This is a genomic window from Shewanella seohaensis (assembly GCF_023283775.1).
Lineage (GTDB): Bacteria > Pseudomonadota > Gammaproteobacteria > Enterobacterales > Shewanellaceae > Shewanella > Shewanella seohaensis.
In genome coordinates this window covers 65,300-83,401 of the sequence record NZ_JAKILE010000004.1, presented here as the reverse complement: position 1 = coordinate 83,401, position 18,102 = coordinate 65,300, and the positions used below count along the sequence as shown (strand labels likewise).

At 47.8% G+C, this 18,102-nt stretch carries 18 protein-coding genes; 16 read left to right on the top strand and 2 right to left on the bottom strand.

Features of this window, described 5'->3' with window-relative positions:
* Window positions 1–5 precede the first annotated feature (5 nt).
* The 16 genes from fliQ (at window position 6) to L2713_RS05745 (ending at window position 15,477) form a co-directional block, all read left to right on the top strand.
* A complete protein-coding gene (gene fliQ / locus L2713_RS05820) occupies window positions 6–275 on the top strand; it encodes a flagellar biosynthesis protein FliQ (RefSeq protein ID WP_011622080.1) in 270 nt (89 codons plus the stop codon).
* A 4-nt stretch (window positions 276–279) separates the two neighbouring features.
* Window positions 280–1,077 carry a flagellar biosynthetic protein FliR gene (gene fliR, locus L2713_RS05815; RefSeq protein ID WP_011622081.1) on the top strand — a complete coding sequence of 266 codons (798 nt, stop codon included), beginning with the start codon at window positions 280–282 and terminating at the stop codon, window positions 1,075–1,077.
* Between the two features lie 17 nt (window positions 1,078–1,094).
* Window positions 1,095–2,225, top strand: coding sequence for a flagellar biosynthesis protein FlhB (flhB, locus tag L2713_RS05810; protein WP_011622082.1), 1,131 nt, complete (start codon window positions 1,095–1,097; stop codon window positions 2,223–2,225).
* A gap of 118 nt (window positions 2,226–2,343) precedes the next feature.
* Window positions 2,344–4,443, top strand: coding sequence for a flagellar biosynthesis protein FlhA (flhA, locus tag L2713_RS05805; RefSeq protein ID WP_011716429.1), 2,100 nt, complete (start codon window positions 2,344–2,346; stop codon window positions 4,441–4,443).
* An 11-nt stretch (window positions 4,444–4,454) separates the two neighbouring features.
* Complete coding sequence (gene flhF, locus L2713_RS05800) at window positions 4,455–5,831, top strand: flagellar biosynthesis GTPase FlhF (RefSeq protein ID WP_248967266.1); 1,377 nt, start codon at window positions 4,455–4,457, stop codon at window positions 5,829–5,831.
* 4 nt (window positions 5,832–5,835) lie between these two features.
* Window positions 5,836–6,717 (top strand): MinD/ParA family protein, encoded by an 882-nt coding sequence (locus L2713_RS05795; protein ID WP_011622085.1) that lies wholly within the window; start codon window positions 5,836–5,838, stop codon window positions 6,715–6,717.
* Window positions 6,710–7,423, top strand: coding sequence for an RNA polymerase sigma factor FliA (locus L2713_RS05790; protein ID WP_109286381.1), 714 nt, complete (start codon window positions 6,710–6,712; stop codon window positions 7,421–7,423). Before L2713_RS05795 ends, L2713_RS05790 begins: the two co-directional genes overlap by 8 nt.
* Window positions 7,424–7,470: 47 nt before the next feature.
* Window positions 7,471–7,854: a chemotaxis response regulator CheY gene (gene cheY, locus L2713_RS05785; RefSeq protein WP_007649667.1), complete on the top strand. Its 384-nt coding sequence runs from the start codon at window positions 7,471–7,473 to the stop codon at window positions 7,852–7,854.
* A gap of 13 nt (window positions 7,855–7,867) precedes the next feature.
* Window positions 7,868–8,605 carry a protein phosphatase CheZ gene (locus L2713_RS05780; protein WP_248967265.1) on the top strand — a complete coding sequence of 246 codons (738 nt, stop codon included), beginning with the start codon at window positions 7,868–7,870 and terminating at the stop codon, window positions 8,603–8,605.
* A gap of 15 nt (window positions 8,606–8,620) precedes the next feature.
* Window positions 8,621–10,897 carry a chemotaxis protein CheA gene (locus L2713_RS05775; RefSeq protein ID WP_248967264.1) on the top strand — a complete coding sequence of 759 codons (2,277 nt, stop codon included), beginning with the start codon at window positions 8,621–8,623 and terminating at the stop codon, window positions 10,895–10,897.
* Between the two features lie 18 nt (window positions 10,898–10,915).
* Window positions 10,916–12,040 carry a protein-glutamate methylesterase/protein-glutamine glutaminase gene (locus tag L2713_RS05770; RefSeq protein WP_248967263.1) on the top strand — a complete coding sequence of 375 codons (1,125 nt, stop codon included), beginning with the start codon at window positions 10,916–10,918 and terminating at the stop codon, window positions 12,038–12,040.
* Between the two features lie 13 nt (window positions 12,041–12,053).
* On the top strand, window positions 12,054–12,569 hold the full coding sequence (locus L2713_RS05765; RefSeq protein ID WP_248967407.1) for a membrane anchored protein in chemotaxis locus: 516 nt from the start codon (window positions 12,054–12,056) through the stop codon (window positions 12,567–12,569).
* Between the two features lie 64 nt (window positions 12,570–12,633).
* A complete protein-coding gene (locus tag L2713_RS05760; protein ID WP_086903718.1) occupies window positions 12,634–13,425 on the top strand; it encodes a ParA family protein in 792 nt (263 codons plus the stop codon).
* On the top strand, window positions 13,409–14,422 hold the full coding sequence (locus tag L2713_RS05755; RefSeq protein WP_248967262.1) for a chemotaxis protein CheW: 1,014 nt from the start codon (window positions 13,409–13,411) through the stop codon (window positions 14,420–14,422). Before L2713_RS05760 ends, L2713_RS05755 begins: the two co-directional genes overlap by 17 nt.
* A gap of 7 nt (window positions 14,423–14,429) precedes the next feature.
* Window positions 14,430–14,924 carry a chemotaxis protein CheW gene (locus L2713_RS05750; protein ID WP_011073088.1) on the top strand — a complete coding sequence of 165 codons (495 nt, stop codon included), beginning with the start codon at window positions 14,430–14,432 and terminating at the stop codon, window positions 14,922–14,924.
* Between the two features lie 154 nt (window positions 14,925–15,078).
* Window positions 15,079–15,477, top strand: a complete 399-nt coding sequence (locus L2713_RS05745) for a DUF2802 domain-containing protein (protein WP_011622093.1) — start codon at window positions 15,079–15,081, stop codon at window positions 15,475–15,477.
* Between the two features lie 69 nt (window positions 15,478–15,546).
* On the opposite strand, the gene L2713_RS05740 is transcribed toward L2713_RS05745, so the two are convergent.
* Both L2713_RS05740 and L2713_RS05735 read right to left on the bottom strand, forming a co-directional pair.
* Window positions 15,547–15,858 carry an EscU/YscU/HrcU family type III secretion system export apparatus switch protein gene (locus tag L2713_RS05740; RefSeq protein WP_374918424.1) on the bottom strand — a complete coding sequence of 104 codons (312 nt, stop codon included), beginning with the start codon at window positions 15,856–15,858 and terminating at the stop codon, window positions 15,547–15,549.
* A 12-nt stretch (window positions 15,859–15,870) separates the two neighbouring features.
* Window positions 15,871–17,949: a flagellar hook-length control protein FliK gene (locus L2713_RS05735; RefSeq protein WP_248967261.1), complete on the bottom strand. Its 2,079-nt coding sequence runs from the start codon at window positions 17,947–17,949 to the stop codon at window positions 15,871–15,873.
* Window positions 17,950–18,102: the final 153 nt, after the last annotated feature.

Sequence of the window (18,102 nt, the reverse complement as noted above, 5' to 3'; positions counted from 1 at the left end):
TCGCGATGACGCCAGAAGCCCTAATCGATATTTTCCGTGAGGCCTTAGCTGTGATTGTCATGATGGTTTCGGCCATCGTGCTGCCGGGCTTGGGGATTGGCCTCATTGTGGCGGTGTTCCAAGCCGCGACCTCAATTAACGAACAGACTTTAAGCTTTTTGCCTCGACTGATCGTGACCTTACTGGCCTTGATGGTTATGGGACACTGGTTAGTGCAAACCCTCATGGATTTCTTTATCGAAATGGTTAACCGCATTCCCCAAGTGGTGGGCTAAGCCCATGGAGCTGCTGCTCGACACCTTAATGCAAACCATCGCCTCTTACATGTGGCCATTGTTTCGCGTGACCAGCATGCTGATGGTCATGGTGGTGTTTGGTGCTACGACAACCCCGACTCGAGTCCGTTTACTCTTAGCTGTGGCGATCACTCTGGCCATTGCGCCAGTATTACCGCCCGTTAAGGATGCGGAGCTCTTTTCCTTAAGCGCTGTTTTTATTACCGCTCAGCAAATTATTATTGGCGTCGCCATGGGCTTTGTAACCCAAATGGTGATGCAAACCTTTGTGTTAACGGGCCAGATCATCGGTATGCAAACCAGCTTAGGTTTTGCCTCTATGGTCGATCCGGGTTCTGGCCAACAAACGCCAGTGATAGGCAACTTCTTTTTGTTGCTCGCGACGTTGATTTTTCTCGCCGTCGATGGACACCTGTTGATGATCCGTATGTTAGTCGCCAGTTTCGAGACCTTACCGATTTCGAATCAAGGGTTAACGTTGACGAGTTATCGCGCGCTAGCGGAATGGGGCTCCTATATGTTTGGCGCGGCACTGACCATGTCGCTCTCGGCGATTATTGCCTTGCTACTGGTTAACTTATCCTTTGGGGTTATGACTCGCGCCGCGCCGCAGCTGAACATCTTCTCGATAGGTTTCCCAATCACTATGATTGGTGGACTGCTCATTTTGTGGTTAACCTTGACCCCCGTAATGGCCCATTTCGAAGAGGTTTGGGCGTCGGCACAGCTTTTGCTATGTGATATTTTGGGGCTTCAGTGTCAAGCCGACGGCATACTTTAACCTGATAGGAACGCGTAATGGCTGAAGAAAGTAGCGGCGAACGCAGCGAGGAACCCACCGGGAGGCGCCTCGAACAGGCGCGAGAAAAAGGGCAGGTAGCTCGTTCAAAAGAGTTAGGTACTGCGACCGTGTTGCTCTCGGCTGCGACAGGTTTGTATATGCTCGGGCCTGGGATTGCGAAGGCGCTGTCCAATGTGTTTGAACGCGTCTTTACCATGGATCGCGCTGCGATTTTCGATACGAACCAGATGTTTAATGTATGGGGCGTCGTGGGGAGCGAGATTGGTTGGCCGTTACTCAAGATTATGTTACTGATTGTCGTGGTGGCATTTATCGGCAACGTATCCCTTGGCGGGATGAACTTCTCCACCCAAGCCATGATGCCTAAAGCCAGTAAAATGAGCCCGATTGCGGGCTTTAAGCGGATGTTTGGTGTGCAGGCCTTGGTTGAATTAACCAAAGGGATTGCTAAGTTTTCTGTGGTAGCAATCGCGGCTTATTTACTACTCAGTCACTATTTTAACGATATTCTACTCCTGTCAGCCGATCATCTCCCCGGTAACGTCCATCATGCGCTGGATTTGTTAGTGTGGATGTTTATTCTGCTTTGCTCCTCCGTCTTAGTCATTGTGGTGATCGATGTGCCATTTCAGATCTGGAATCACAACAAACAGCTGAAAATGACTAAGCAGGAAGTGAAAGACGAGTATAAAGATACCGAAGGTAAACCTGAGGTCAAAGGGCGAGTACGCCAAATGCAGCGTGAGTTAGCGCAGCGACGCATGATGGCCGAAGTTCCCAATGCGGATGTGATTGTGGTGAACCCTGAGCATTATGCCGTGGCCATTAAATACGATGTGAAGCGTTCTGCAGCGCCTTTTGTTATCGCTAAAGGGGTGGATGAAGTCGCGTTTAAAATCCGCGAAGTGGCAAGGGCACATAACATTGCGATTGTCTCAGCACCACCGCTGGCGCGAGCAATTTATCACACCACTAAGCTTGAGCAGCAGATCCCTGAGGGTCTATTTACCGCGGTGGCACAGGTGCTGGCTTATGTGTTCCAGTTACGCCAGTACCAAAAAGGTCGTGGCCGTAAACCGATTCCAATCCCTGCTAATCAACCCATTCCAGACGAGCTGAAGCACTAGTTGAGTGTTAGGTTAACGCAGAGCTCGTTCACAGAGATAAAACCACGACTTGAAGTGCTAGCGGTTGGCGCGTTTTTTGCTTTCAGGCTGTTATACGTCAAAGTTTAGGTATCTGTGAATGGATGTTAAAGCCTCCCTAGGCCAAGTAAAACAGTTGAAACTGAGCTCTTTCAAGGGCATAGGTACGCCAATGCTAGTGCTTGCGGCATTGGCTATGATTGTATTGCCTATCCCGCCGTTTCTACTCGACGTTTTATTCTCTTTTAACATTGCCTTGGCTTTGATTGTTCTTCTTGTCGCGATTTATACCGATAGACCCTTAGACTTTGCTGCGTTTCCAACGGTTTTATTAGTCGCGACACTGCTGCGACTCGCGCTTAACGTTGCATCGACCCGTGTAGTATTACTCGAAGGTCACAATGGTGGTGATGCCGCCGGTAAGGTGATTGAGGCCTTCGGCTCCGTGGTCATAGGCGGTAACTATGCAGTGGGTCTAGTTGTATTTATCATCTTGATCATTATCAACTTTGCCGTTGTGACTAAAGGTGCTGGCCGTATTGCCGAGGTGAGTGCTCGCTTTACCTTAGATGCGATGCCCGGTAAGCAAATGGCCATCGATGCCGACTTGAACGCAGGTATTATTAATCAGGATCAAGCCAGAACCAGACGCGCCGAGGTGACCCGCGAAGCCGACTTCTATGGCGCAATGGATGGTGCATCTAAGTTTGTGAAGGGCGATGCGATTGCCGGTATCATGATCCTAGTTATCAACATTCTCGGTGGGTTTATTATCGGGATTGTGCAGCACGGTTTGACATTCTCCCAAGCCGTTGAAATTTATACCCTGTTAACCATTGGTGACGGTCTCGTCGCACAAATTCCAGGTCTATTACTGTCTATCGCCGCGGCGTTGATGGTGACCCGTCAAAATGAATCTGGCGATATGGGCCAGATGCTGATCAGTCAGATGTTTGACAGTCATAAGTCGCTCAGTATTGCGGCTGGCGTACTCTTTGTCATGGGTATTGTGCCAGGCATGCCACATATGGCGTTTTTAAGCTTTGCCGTGATCACAGCAGGTGCTGCTTACTTTATCTTCAAACGTAATGAAGCTAAACGTGCCAAAGCCCTTGAACAAGTCAAAACCGGCCCAACGGAAAGAGCCGAAAGAGAACCTAAAGAACTTAGCTGGGACGATGTGCATCACGTTGACACTATCGGTCTGGAAGTGGGTTACCGTTTGATCCCATTAGTCGATAAGGGACAAGGTGGTGAATTACTGAGCCGAATCAAAGGGGTACGTAAAAAGCTTTCTCAAGAACTGGGCTTCTTGGTGCCTGCGGTACATATTCGTGACAACCTCGATTTATCACCTAATGCCTACCGCATCTCGTTAATGGGCGTGGTGGTTGGAGAGGCGGATATTCGCCATGACTGCGAACTCGCCATCAACCCTGGCCAAGTTTATGGCAAGCTCGATGGTATCGAAACACGTGACCCTGCCTTTGGTCTCGAAGCCGTGTGGATTGCCCCTGAGCTGCGTGAACATGCACAAACCTTAGGTTATACCGTGGTGGATGCTGCGACAGTGGTGGCAACCCATATTAGCCAAATATTGACGAATAACGCGGCGAAACTCTTAGGCTACGAAGAAGTGCAACAACTGATGGATATGCTTGCCAAGCATTCACCTAAGCTGGTGGATGGCTTTATTCCTGATGTGATGCCGCTCGGAAATGTCGTAAAAGTGATGCAAAACCTATTAAATGAAGGAGTTTCTGTCAGAGACTTGCGTACCATAGTGCAAACTTTGTTAGAATACGGCACTAAGAGTAACGATACTGAAGTGTTAACGGCGGCAGTGCGTATCGCATTGAAGCGCATGATAGTTCAAGAGATCTCGGGTCCTGAACTTGAAATACCTGTCATAACTTTGGCGCCAGAGTTGGAACAGATGTTGCATCAGTCAATGCAAGCAACCGGTGGCGATGGCCCAAATATCGAACCTGGTCTTGCAGAGCGTATGCAGCAATCCTTAGCGGATGCCGCTCAAAAGCAAGAAATGGTTGGTCAGCCCGCTATTTTGCTAACGTCAGGTATGTTACGTGCGACACTGTCTCGCTTTGTTAAATATACTATTCCTAATCTCAGAGTGATTTCTTACCAAGAAATCCCCGATGAAAAGCAAATACGCATAGTGTCTGCCGTCGGCCAGTAGAGGACGCATAAGTGAAGATTAAACGTTTTTTTGCCAAAGACATGCGTGCTGCACTGGCCCAAGTGAAGGACACGCTCGGCTCCGATGCCGTGATTATGTCGAATAAAAAGGTAAATGGCGGCATTGAGATTGTGGCCGCCGTTGACTATGACGAGCCCAAAGCGAAGGCGCCTGCCGCTGCACCGACTTTTATGGATGTGAGTGATGACTTAGTGTCGCTCGGTGCTAAAGCGCCGATTCGCGCTGAAACTAAGTTAAAACCCTCGGCGCCAGCAGACTCTCTCCAAGCATTGCTCGAGAAGCAACAAAGCCGTTTAAACCAACAGCTCACCCATCAACAGCAAGACGCCGAACTGCCTGCGTGGGCACAAGGTCTACAAGCTCCCGCCGCGCCAAAAGCTGAACGCCGTGATATGGGACAGACTTTCGATAAGAAGCCGCAGGTTTCACAGAAGCAAAATGCGGATATTGAAGCGATGCGTGATGAGTTAGCATCCTTACGCAATTTGCTTACTCATCAAGTGTCTGCGCTGATGACTGAACACAAAAAGCGTATCGATCCTGTGGGTGCCATGCTGGAGTCAAAGTTACTGGAAGCGGAGTTTTCGCCTGCGGTCGCGAACAAGTTAGCGGCGCTTAGTCAACACTATACCCCGGCAGAATTAGTTCGTGCCTTGCCACAAAGTCTAGCGAATATGCTTGATAATCAAGGTGATGATATCGTTAAGCAAGGTGGTGTTGTGGCGCTGGTTGGCCCAACAGGTGTAGGCAAAACCACTTCCTTAGCGAAATTAGCGGCTCGCTTCGCCGCCCATCATGGTGCGGATCAAGTCGCCTTGATTACTACCGATCATTATCGTATTGGCGCCTATGAGCAATTGGCCACCTATGGCAAAATTATGGGATGCCCAGTTAAGCAAGCCCATGATCTTGCTGAGCTAGAGCAAATACTGTATCAGTTCAGAAATCGCAAGCTAGTATTGATAGATACTGCGGGAATGGGCCAACGAGATATGCGGCTTTACCAGCAACTTGATAATTTAACTGCAAATAGCAGAATACCTATCCGCAGTTATCTGGTACTGTCTGCCACAGGACAGCGCCGCGTGCTACAGGATGCTGTAAATCACTTTAAACGCATTCCCTTATCTGGTGTTGTACTCACCAAACTTGATGAGTCCGTGTCGTTAGCGGGTGCATTAAGTGTGTTGATCCAAAGTGGGTTGCCATTAAGTTATGTTACGGATGGGCAGCGAGTGCCCGAAGATATGAAAGTTGCCGATACTTTGCTGCTCGCAGAGCAGGCGTTAGCAGCTTTAGAAAACACTGAACAACAATCGTTACCAGACACAGCGTGGTCAGATAATATGACCTGTGCATTTGAGTAGAGTTATGACCCTGGATCAAGCAAGTGGTTTACGTATGATGAATCAACCCTATAACGAAAAAGTGAAAGTAATCGCGGTTACGGGTGGTAAAGGTGGCGTGGGTAAAACCAGCGTGTCTATCAATACCGCAGTAGCATTAGCCGAAAAGGGCAAGCGTGTCTTAGTGCTTGATGCCGACCTAGGCTTAGCAAACGTCGATGTCATGTTAGGGATCCGTGCTGAACGTAACCTTTCCCACGTACTCTCTGGCGATGCTGAGCTGGATGATATTATCGTCCGAGGACCTAAGGGCATAGGCATTGTCCCTGCGACCTCAGGAACTCAAGGCATGGTAGAGTTGAGCCCTGCGCAACATGCGGGCTTAATTCGTGCTTTCAGTGAGATGCGTACCCAGTTTGATATCCTCATCGTGGATACTGCCGCGGGGATTTCTGACATGGTACTCAGTTTCTCTCGCGCGTCACAGGATGTGTTGGTGGTTGTTTGTGACGAGCCAACTTCTATCACTGACGCCTATGCGTTAATCAAAATTCTCAGCCGTGAACACGGCGTTTTCCGCTTTAAAATTGTTGCTAATATGGTGCGCAGTTTGCGCGAAGGTATGGAATTGTTTGCTAAACTCAGTAAAGTGACCGACAGATTCTTGGACGTGGCACTTGAACTGGTTGCGACCATTCCGTTTGATGAAAACCTTCGCAAATCAGTGCGTAAACAAAAGTTAGTTGTTGAGGCTTATCCTAAGTCTCCAGCTGCGATTGCGTACCATGGCCTAGCGAATAAAATCATGAGCTGGCCAGTACCACAGCAACCTGGTGGGCATTTGGAGTTTTTCGTTGAACGTTTAGTTCAGCGACCAGATTTTCAAGAGGAAAAAACGAGTGAATAAAGCCGCAGCGTATACTTGTTTAGACAGTAAAACGTCAATCGTTGAACAGTATGCACCGTTGGTCAAAAGAATTGCACATCACTTGCTCGCCAGATTACCTGCCTCAGTGCAGCTCGATGACTTGCTTCAAGCGGGGATGATGGGGTTATTAGAAGCATCATCCAAGTTTGATGGTGGCAAAGGTGCAAAGTTTGAAACCTTCGCCGGCATACGGATCCGTGGCGCCATGTTGGATGAGATCCGTCGTGGCGACTGGGTTCCCCGTTCTGTTCATCGTAATAATCGTCGAGTTGCTCAAGCCATTGATGAGTTAGAGCAAGTGTTGGGTCGTGATGCACGCGACACAGAAATTGCAGAAAAACTTGATATGACGCTCGATGAGTACCATCATATTCTTAACGATGTTTCTGTTGGTAAAATCATAGGGATAGAAGACTTAGGCGTATCGCAGGATATACTCACTTCGAGCGATAATGTCAGTGATGGTACATTTGAAGCGTTAGCAGAAACCCAGTTTCATTCAGCACTAGTTGAGGCGATAAAATTATTGCCCGAAAGAGATGCGCTAGTGCTATCGTTATACTACGATGAAGCATTGAATTTAAAAGAAATTGGCGCCATTCTTGAGGTAAGTGAATCGCGAGTTAGCCAGATATTAAGTCAGGCAATGTTGCGGCTCAAAGGCAAACTCAAGCATTGGACATAAGTATAATTATTTATTGAGCACAGAATGTCAGCTCACCGGAGGAAACCTTGGACAAGAATATGAAGATTCTCATCGTTGATGACTTTTCGACAATGAGACGTATCATCAAGAACTTGTTGCGAGACTTGGGGTTTAACAATACCCAAGAAGCAGACGACGGCTCAACTGCGCTGCCTATGTTACAAAAAGGCGACTTTGATTTTGTCGTGACAGACTGGAACATGCCAGGTATGCAGGGTATTGATTTGCTAAAGGCTATTCGGGCTGACGATTCCCTTAAGCATTTACCCGTATTAATGGTTACCGCTGAAGCAAAACGTGAACAAATTATTGCTGCCGCACAAGCCGGTGTTAACGGCTATGTGGTTAAACCTTTTACCGCAGCAACACTTAAAGAGAAGTTAGATAAAATATTCGAACGACTCGCTTAAGCAGGGATGAGCTATGAAGTCACAAACATCAGGGCTCATTACGCTCGAGAAGGCTCAGCGTTTAGTTGAACTATTAAGCGCGAATGAACAAGCTCAAGCAGATGATTTATTTAGGGAACTCGCGGCTCCACTTCAACGGGAGCTCTTTGATGAAGTTGGTAAATTAACCAGACAACTTCACAGCGCATTAATGGATTTCCAAGTTGATAATCGTTTGGTTGAACTCGCGAATAACGAAATTCCCGATGCTAAGGAACGGCTAAGTTATGTCATTGACATGACCGAGCAAGCAGCGAATAAAACCATGGATGCGGTAGAAGAGTGCTTGCCGCTCGCGAATGCATTAACGGCGAATATTCAACAAGTGATGCCTTCTTGGGACAAATTGATGCGCCGTGAAATCGCTCTGAGCGATTTTAAAGCGCTTTGCCACAATGTGCAGCATTTGATGTCACGTAGCGAATTGGATTCCAATCGCTTACGCGAATTGCTCAACCAGATTTTGATGGCGCAGGATTTTCAGGACCTGACTGGACAAATGATCCGGCGGGTGATCGATCTAGTGATGGAAGTTGAAAGTAATCTGGTGTCTATGCTGACAGTATTTGGTGAGCAACCCGTGATTGAGAGTCAGATTACTCAGAAAAATAATATTGAAGCTGAAGGACCGATAATGAATGCCGAGCTTCGTCAAGACGTCGTTACCGGTCAAGATGAAGTCGATGATCTGCTGTCGAGTCTGGGTTTCTAACTGGGAGTCAATTTGATGGCCTTTGATGTAGATGAAGAGATACTCCAGGACTTTTTAATTGAAGCGGGCGAAATTCTTGAGTTGCTGCAAGAGCAGCTGGTCGCGCTTGAAAACAATCCTGATGATACTAACTTGCTAAATGCAATTTTCAGGGGGTTTCATACTGTAAAGGGCGGTGCGGGTTTCCTTAGTCTCACTCCCATGGTGGATGTCTGTCACGAAGCAGAAAACACCTTCGATTTATTACGTACAGGCAAACGCAGTGTCTCCGCCGAGTTAATGGACATCATTCTTCAGGCTGTCGATGCGATTAATACTATGTTTGCTCAAACCCAACAAGGCGAGCAACAAGACCCAGCAGATCCTGCATTATTGGCTAAGTTGAAAATGCTCAGCTCCGGTGAGCCGCTTCCTTCCGAATCGGGTCAAAGTAGTGCCGAAGTTGAGCCATTGCCTGAGCCCGAACCTGTCATAGAAACTGTGGTTGAAGTCGCCGCCGTTGAAGAAATGCCGATTGAGAAATCAGAGCTTTCAGATTCCAGTATTGATGAAATCGATGAAGCAGAGTTTGAAGCATTACTCGATGCGTTGCACGGCGCCGGAAAAAGCCCCGGAGTTTCTGCGCCTCAAGCCGATGCTGCCCCTGCTGTGCAAAATAAGCCTCAAGCGACATCTGCAAGCGCAAGCGATGATATCACCGATGACGAGTTTGAAGCGCTGCTCGATGAGCTGCACGGTTCTGGTAAGTTTAAAGGTAAAGTGGAAGAGCCTGCCAAGCCAAAAGCTGAAGCAGTTGTCGCTGCACCAAAGCCTGCCGCTCCTGCTGTTGATTCGGACGAAATCACTGACGATGAGTTCGAGCGTCTCCTCGATGAATTACATGGCAAAGGCGGCGCGCCAGCAAAAGCCACTGCCAAAGTTGAATCTGCTCCAGCTAAAACCGAGCCCGCTAAAGCGCCTCCAAGTGCCGCGGCGCCTTCAACGCCTGCCGCTCCCAAAGCCAGTGTTGCTACGCCAGCAACCCCTCCCGCGGTAAAAGCCAAAACTGATGTCGCGGTTGCTGAAAAAGCCCCGGCTAAAGCAGCGACAGCAGCGTCTGCTAATGTACCTCAGGGCGAGACAACTGTTCGCGTCGATACCGCGAGGCTCGACCAAATCATGAACATGGTCGGCGAGTTAGTGTTAGTGCGTAACCGCTTATTGAGCTTAGGCATTAGTCGTGATGACGAGGAAATGTCTAAGGCGCTAGCGAATTTAGACTTGGTGACAGCGGATTTGCAGGGCGCGGTGATGAAAACGCGTATGCAACCCATCAAGAAGGTCTTTGGTCGCTTCCCTCGGGTTGTACGCGATTTAGCCCGTACTCTGAATAAAGAAATCGATTTAGTCCTTGTGGGTGAAGAGACCGACCTCGATAAAAACTTAGTTGAGGCGCTCGCTGATCCGTTAGTGCACTTAGTGCGAAACTCGGTAGATCACGGTATTGAGATGCCCAATGACCGTGAGGCCAGCGGCAAACCGAGAACGGGGACCATTACCCTGTCTGCAAGCCAAGAGGGTGACCATATTCTGCTGAAAATCGAAGATGATGGCGCAGGTATGGATCCTGAAAAGTTGAAGCAAATTGCCATCAAGCGTGGGGTACTCGATGAGGATACCGCTGCGCGGATGACCGACAGCGAAGCTTATAACCTGATTTTTGCGCCTGGCTTCTCGACTAAAGTGGAGATTTCAGATATTTCCGGCCGTGGTGTTGGGATGGACGTGGTGAAAACCCGTATTACACAACTTAACGGAACTGTGCATATCGACTCGATGAAAGGCAAAGGCACCATACTTGAGATTAAAGTGCCGCTGACCTTGGCGATTATGCCGACCTTAATGGTGGACGTTGCCAAGCAGGTGTTTGCGTTGCCTTTATCCAGTGTGAATGAGATTTTCCATCTCGATCTCACCAAAACCAATATTGTCGATGGACAACTTACTGTGATTGTCCGCAACAAGGCCGTACCGCTTTTCTATCTGGAGCAGTGGTTACATCGCAATCGAACCAGCTTTAAACATGGTGATAAGAAACACGGTCATGTGGTGATTGTACAGCTGGGAATGATGCAAATTGGTTTTGTTGTTGATGCTTTAATTGGACAAGAAGAAGTGGTGATTAAACCCTTGGGAGCATTGTTGCATGGCACGCCAGGTATGGCGGGGGCGACAATCACATCCGACGGTGGCATCGCCCTCATCTTGGATGTCCCTGGTTTATTAAAGCATTATGCGAAAAATAAAAGTTAGTTTCCAATAAGGAATGGAATGGCCATTAAAGTATTAGTCGTTGATGACTCAAGTTTTTTTAGACGACGTGTTAGTGAAATAGTCAATCAAGATCCTGAACTGGAAGTGATCGCGACGGCCTCTAACGGGGCCGAAGCGGTGAAGATGGCTGCCGAGCTAAATCCTCAAGTCATTACAATGGATATTGAAATGCCTGTCATGGACGGCATTACTGCCGTGCGTGAGATCATGGCGAAATGTCCAACACCAATTTTGATGTTTTCTTCATTGACCCACGATGGCGCCAAAGCCACGCTAGATGCCCTCGATGCGGGGGCGCTCGATTTCTTACCAAAGCGCTTTGAAGACATTGCGACCAATAAAGACGAAGCGATTCTATTATTGCAGCAAAGGGTTAAAGCCTTAGGTCGTCGCCGGATTTTTCGCCCTACGGTGCGTCCAACGGCGCCTACGCCGCCACCTCGTCAGAGTGCGAGTGCCGTATTAGGCGGCGCTGCTACCCATGCGCAACCTGCGCCAGCGCCTGTGCGTTCTTCACCTGCAACCTCGATTCGTCCAAGTGGTAAGCAATATAAATTATTGCTGATTGGCACATCGACGGGCGGGCCTGTCGCCTTGCAGAAGATTTTGACTCAGTTCCCAGCAAATTATCCTCATCCTATTTTGCTTATCCAGCATATGCCTGCGGCTTTCACCCCCGCTTTTGCGAACCGTTTAAACGGTTTGTGTAAGATCGAAGTGAAAGAAGCGGTTAATGGTGACGTATTGCGTCCAGGTTGTGCCTATCTTGCACCAGGTGGAATGCAAATGATGGTTGAGCGCGCTGGTGTTACTGGCCGTGTCAAAGTCTTGGCGGGTAGCGCTGAGATGAACTACAAACCCTGCGTCGATATTACCTTTGCCTCAGCATCTAAAGCCTATGGCGGTGATGTGCTGGCGGTCGTGCTGACGGGAATGGGAGCCGACGGCCGCGAAGGTGCGCGTATGCTGAAATCAGCGGGCGCGACCATTTGGGCTCAGGATGAGGCTAGCTGTGTGGTTTATGGTATGCCACAGGCGGTGGCCAGTGCGGGTATCGCCACTCAGTCCATTTCTCTGGATAACATGGCAGAGTCGATTTTAAAAGAGTCTGCGCGTGGCTAAGTCGAAAACACAGATAAGCACAAATATTTTGCTTATCATAGTGTTAATGGCGATAGCTATAGTGTGCCTCGGCGCGTTAAGTCTCGACTATCATCGAAAAATCATTGCATTACGCGATGATGTAAAGCGATTGGAGTCGACACAGATTTTGCTCATGGTGCCGGATGAACAGGCACAGGCGATTGCGTCTTGGCTCGCTTCCCATCCGGATCAAACCAAAGCAATGTTAAAGTTGGCTTCACCGGGGGAGCAAAAGGCGGTGACGCTAGGCCCTGAGGCGTTCTCGGCATCCGATGCAAAAATTCCGCCGACGCTTGAGAAATCGGTAGAGGATAAACCGCCGCAGCAGCAAACGGCTGTCGATCCCGTGCCTGAGTCTCTGCGTTCAGAAGCTTCATCGGCTTCTGCTACGGAAGCACAACCTCAGTCGAGTAATGTTCCCGTGGTGATTTCAGAAAATGCCGATGGGGTGAAAGTCATTAGTTTGCCTAACGGCGGCATACGAGTGACCACAAGGGAAGGCGAGTAGTGCTTGTCGTTGCTCAAACGGGCATGATGAATAGCCGAGAATCAACATTAAAGAGGTCAGTTCTTTGAAAGTCTGGACCATTGCGAATCAAAAAGGTGGGGTTGGAAAAACCACTTCAGTAGCCAGTTTAGCGGGCGCGCTCGCTAAACGGGGTAAACGTGTACTGATGATTGATACCGATCCCCATGCATCGCTTGGTTATTACCTTGGCATTGACTCTGAAGAGGTTCCTGGTTCGCTATTTGACGTGTTTGTGGCGCATAAGAGTCTGACGACTGACTTAGTGAAGTCCCACATAGTGCCCACCTTAGTCGATGGCTTAGATTTACTGCCCGCTACGATGGCGTTAGCCACGCTAGACCGAGCGCTCGGACATCAAGAGGGTATGGGGTTAGTGCTGCGTAATTTATTGGCACTGGTTGCCGATGAATACGATGTGGCGATTGTGGACTGTCCACCCGTGTTAGGGGTATTAATGGTGAACGCGCTGGCGGCCAGTCAACATATAGTGATCCCAGTGCAAACAGAGTTTTTGGCCATTAAAGGGCTCGAGCGCATGGTTAAAACCATGGAAATCATGGGGCGGTCAAAGAAAACCCGTTATAGCTATACCGTTGTACCCACTATGTACGATAAACGTACCAAGGCATCACCTGCTGCCTTGCAGGTGCTGAGTGAACAATATGGCGACAGCCTTTGGCGAGATGTGATCCCAGTAGATACTAAGTTTAGAGACGCCAGTTTGGCACATTTACCCGCTTCCCATTATGCAAGCGGCAGTCGTGGCGTAAAAGCTTACGAGCGATTATTAGATTTTCTTTTAGCTGGGGAGTTTGGCCATGTCAAAATCGGTTGATGAAACTGTTTTTGATTTTTTTGAATTATTGCTACATGAAGAAGACAGCAAAGCTGTGACTTCCCCGAATGCGCCTCAACATGAGATTGTGGCACCACTGGTTGGCAAAAAAAATGAAGCACAATTACTCGATGACGCCATTTTAGCCGAGCACAGTCAGGCTAAAGTGCACGCGAGCGTGACCATTGCTGCCGAAGTGCAGCCGCAGAAGGCAAAGTCTGTCAGCAATATGCCTCATCTTGATGAGCCTGCGCCGTTAGTTAATAAACAGGCTTTGGAGAAACTCCTCGCGCCGGTATTAAAAACGGTGGTGATTGAGGATAAGCCTGCTGAGGCCATTGTCGAGATTGCACCTGAAGTGGTTCAAGTTCAAGAGGTGGCTCATGACGAGAATACTTCGTCTGGCGCAACGCAAAACGACGCTAGCGTAACCATTGAGCTGCCATCCACAGTCGTAGATGACGAGATAATCATTGAGATAACACCCGAGACTCAGGTGGGGTTTGCCCCTCCAAGTATCACAAAAGACCTACAAGAAGTACTCGATGATGAGTTTCAAGTACTATTCTTTAAAGTGGCTGGGTTAACCTTAGCTGTGCCTTTAGTGAGTCTTGGTGGGATCGTTAAGGTTGAGCGGATTAATCATATTATCGGTCGCCCTTCTTGGTTTTTAGGGGTGCAAACCCATAGGGAAGAACAGTTAAATCTGGTTGATACCTGTGCATGGGTGATGCCAGAAAAATACACGGATAAACTGGCGCAATCGGTAAATTATCAATATCTTGTATTATTAGAAGGCAGTAATTGGGGATTAGCTTGTGAGTCTCTCGTTAATGCAGTAAAAATTAATAAATCGCAAGTAAACTGGCGCAGCAAAGCGGGGAAACGTCCTTGGTTAGCTGGTGTAGTGAAAGAACAAATGTGTGGCATTTTGCACGTACAAGCCTTAGTTGAAATGCTTGATGCGGGTTTAGGCTGTCAGGACTCCATTGGTTGAGGTAAACATGAAAGATACAAGAAATGTCGCGGCCGTGGCTGCAAGTAAAGATGATGCAGTATTGCAATGGGTTACCTTTAAGTTAGACAACGAAACTTATGGTATCAATGTGATGCAGGTGCAAGAGGTGTTACGTTACACTGAGATTGCTCCTGTGCCTGGCGCACCCCATTACGTATTAGGGATCATTAACCTGCGAGGCAATGTGGTGACTGTTATCGATACTCGCTCACGTTTTGGTCTGCAATCGGCGGAAGTGGATGATTCGACTCGTATCGTGATTATCGAAGCTGAGAAACAAGTGATCGGTATTTTGGTGGATAGTGTGGCCGAAGTGGTTTATCTGCGCCGCTCTGAAATTGATAATGCCCCGAATGTTGGCACTGAAGAAAGCGCCAAGTTTATCCAAGGCGTGAGCAATCGCGATAACGAGCTACTGATCCTCGTCGACTTAGACAAGTTATTATCCGATGAAGAATGGGCAGAGTTAAATCAGCTCTAAGCTTCCATGATGAGACGACAGATTAGCTAATCTGTCGTCCTTGCTTCTCACGATACAAACGGTTTATTTCGCCATTGTTTAACCGTTATGATTGCCGTTTGGTGAAACCGTTGTATTGTTGATTTCAGTTTTTAGTGATGCGTAAGGATGATTAATGGGCGATGAATTTTTAATCGCAGCCTTAGTTTATGTGATTGCGTGTTTAGGGTTAGTCCTTTATCTCCAAAAACAATTGAGTAAGTTGCGCAGTAAAGTTGAAGCGTTAACTGTACTGGTCAAAGAAGGCGATCGCCAACGTGAGTCCTTTAAACGGGAGTTGCAGGAGCTTCGCAGCGGCACTATCGGCATGGGACGACGTGTTATTGAGCTTGAGAAGCGCTTACATCAACAATCTGAGCGTATCGAAGAGTCGACGCAGCAGGATCCTCAAGCCAAACTCTATACCCGAGCGATGAAAATGGTCGCGTTAGGCGCGGGGGTGGACGAACTGATTAAAGAGTGTGAGTTACCTAAAGCTGAGGCTGAGTTGTTAATTCGTCTTCATCGAAAATAGGCTGCAAAGTCGCATCATTCTTATTCTTAGGCTTTCTCTACAATTTTCTTGTGCATGTTATTCCACTGCTCAGGCTTTCTCTACAATTTTCTTGTGCATGTTATTCCACTGCTCAGGAAATTTGCCATCCAACATGTACACAAACGCAATCAGTTCTGCGATCAGCAGATACAGTTCTTTCGGAATTTCCTCACCTAATTCGAGCAATCTTAAAAAATTGCTCAGGTGGGGATCTTGATGAATATAAACACCAGATGCTTTTGCGAGCGCAATAATTTCATCTGCAACCAATCCCTCCCCTGATGCCACGACTTTAGGGGCATGTTTCCCATCGTAACTTAAGGCGACGGCTTGCTGGGTTTTGGGTTCTTCATTCATCATTCATTCTCGATTTTAAGCACTTGTTTTCACTAAAAAATGATCGCCCGGGAGCAGTGTCGCCGGCACTTGGGCTATTTGCGTTGAAAGCTCACCTGGCGTAAAGCCTAGCTGGGATAATTTTTGGCCTAAGGGTGCTAAAAAATTATCGACGCGATTGAGCAGTTGTTGGCTATTACCTTTAAATTGAATATCTAACACTTGCTGATGGAAGCGTGCCGAAATCAGCAGCGGCCCCTGTGCAAGATTAAACTTCAATTGCAGATGCCAACCTTTGTGCTTTTGTTGTTCGTCATCATTGGCATCTCGTTCAAATTTTCCTTCGAGCTGTTCATGCCGTTGATTGATCCCATAGGGCAGGGCAAAAAACCATACCAGATTGCCGTTATTTTCGCCGCTTGCCTGCTGATAAAGATGTAAGCTCGAGGCCAGTTGGCCCATGCTTTCAAGCCCTCCTGCTTTACTCAATTGTCCAAGCTGATTGGTCGATAAACCCGTTTTAGCCTGTAATTGCTCTAGGTAATCTGCCAGCTTCTGGCTGACCGTATTGTTGCCATTATTGGCCCTAAACCCCAACAATAGTTGAAATAGCGAGGTAATCGCATTGGCATTCAGAAAAACGGCGGGTTGACTAAGCTGTGAGGCGGCAAGGTTTAAGGCTGAAAGCCCAAGCATAGCGTCCCTTAATTCGCTCAGTTCACTTAATTGACCTAATGTCGGCGGGCTTAAATGGGGCAAATGTTTTAATAACTCCGCCGCGAGATTTGCTCCGCCACGCGCGAGCATTTGTTCTAACGGCAAGGCACCGGCTTTGGTAAAGGCTTTCTGTAGCACCTCATTGACACTGATTTGTGCCTCGGTGGACTTATTTGTTTTTTCGCCTAATTGAGCCTCCATCGCCTGTGGTTTGAGATTCAGTGGCAACTCGTTACCGACTAAGCCAGTTTTAGTGGAACTTGTAGGGGGGAGATCCTGTTGAGCCTTGGCCGCTAAAGGCGAATTTCGATTGCTATCGAGATTGTTCGCCCCCGATCCCATAGTTTTAGCTTCTAAAGGTTTTAATTCTAGAGGCTTAGATTCAAAAGGCTTAGATTCAAAAGGCTTTGATTCAAAGGCCTTGGATTCTAACGCCTTAGCATCCAGCACTTGTGCTTTTTGCTGATTTTGGGAAGTTTCTTGCGATTGCGCCGCAGTATTTAACGTTTGATTTACAACAGTCAGCTTAGGTTCAGTATTGGCTTGTAGACTGGTTTGAGGATTAGCGGCCGATACATTGATTTTGCTGCTTGGCATATCTGTTGCGGAAGAAGGAGCTAGCATATTGGCAGCTTTATTCTCCGAGGACACAGGTGCTTGAGTGCTAGGCTTCGCTGTATTTAATGGCTCGGCCTGTGGTGCAATTCCTTCAAGTTTACGTAAAAATGCAGCAATTATCTGAGCAGGCTCAGTTTTAGTGATGACCACATTAGCTGCTTGTTTATCAATAATGGGAAGTTGAGTTTCATTTATTGGCGCGCCAATGTGGATTTCAAGTTTGCTCAGTATTGGGGTCAGGACTAAAATAGGCCTTCCTTGCGAGAGGCTTATTTTAGCTTGATATTCTCCAGTGCTGAGTCGAGTACCTGGATCCTGTGGCACCACAGTCCCGTTAGCAAATTGAAATTCTTTCGTTGTAACAGTGACATTGGGTAGCGGATATCCCTGTGGCCTTGCCGCTAGGGTATAGAGCTTATCCAGGGAGATGCCATTTTGCTGCGCAAGTTGCGCTATCGCTTCGGGCAATTTTAGGGTCAGTGTCGCGCCTAGTGTCAGTAATTGTGCGTTAGCGACTGTGCTATTGGCACTCGTGCTGGCTGTGGCTTCTGGGGTGATTGGATTCACTAAGAAACTACTCGCCACAATCAAGGCTTGTCTTTGCTGTGCATTAACAAGCTTTAAATTATATTCTGTACCGTTTAGAATAATACTATCGCCCTCGGGGGAGACTTGTACTTCAGCTGGAAGGGGACGTGAGTGTACGCTCACGGCATCGTTTGAAGAGGCTGGAGCGATTAATTGCGCATTAGCGGTATTAATAAGTGGAATTGACTCCATGTGAGGCCCTTGTTGGTGTATCTAACGGCACGCTATTTTGAAAAATTATCAATTGACCAAAATGTTTTGCCAAGTATGCTTATGCGCTTTGTAAAAACAACGACAGTTTCTCTGTCATACTAGAGTATGCCACTCAGGTGAATAATCTTTTAT

Coding starts and splice junctions, on each gene's coding strand:
- flhB (WP_011622082.1), top strand. CDS start 1,095: ATGGCTGAAGAAAGTAGCGGCGAACGCAGCGAGGAACCCACCGGGAGG.
- L2713_RS05775 (WP_248967264.1), top strand. CDS start 8,621: ATGGCCTTTGATGTAGATGAAGAGATACTCCAGGACTTTTTAATTGAA.
- L2713_RS05750 (WP_011073088.1), top strand. CDS start 14,430: ATGAAAGATACAAGAAATGTCGCGGCCGTGGCTGCAAGTAAAGATGAT.
- L2713_RS05735 (WP_248967261.1), bottom strand. CDS start 17,949: ATGGAGTCAATTCCACTTATTAATACCGCTAATGCGCAATTAATCGCT.
- L2713_RS05770 (WP_248967263.1), top strand. CDS start 10,916: ATGGCCATTAAAGTATTAGTCGTTGATGACTCAAGTTTTTTTAGACGA.
- fliQ (WP_011622080.1), top strand. CDS start 6: ATGACGCCAGAAGCCCTAATCGATATTTTCCGTGAGGCCTTAGCTGTG.
- fliR (WP_011622081.1), top strand. CDS start 280: ATGGAGCTGCTGCTCGACACCTTAATGCAAACCATCGCCTCTTACATG.
- L2713_RS05795 (WP_011622085.1), top strand. CDS start 5,836: ATGACCCTGGATCAAGCAAGTGGTTTACGTATGATGAATCAACCCTAT.
- L2713_RS05755 (WP_248967262.1), top strand. CDS start 13,409: ATGTCAAAATCGGTTGATGAAACTGTTTTTGATTTTTTTGAATTATTG.
- flhA (WP_011716429.1), top strand. CDS start 2,344: ATGGATGTTAAAGCCTCCCTAGGCCAAGTAAAACAGTTGAAACTGAGC.
- L2713_RS05745 (WP_011622093.1), top strand. CDS start 15,079: ATGGGCGATGAATTTTTAATCGCAGCCTTAGTTTATGTGATTGCGTGT.
- L2713_RS05780 (WP_248967265.1), top strand. CDS start 7,868: ATGAAGTCACAAACATCAGGGCTCATTACGCTCGAGAAGGCTCAGCGT.
- L2713_RS05740 (WP_374918424.1), bottom strand. CDS start 15,858: ATGATGAATGAAGAACCCAAAACCCAGCAAGCCGTCGCCTTAAGTTAC.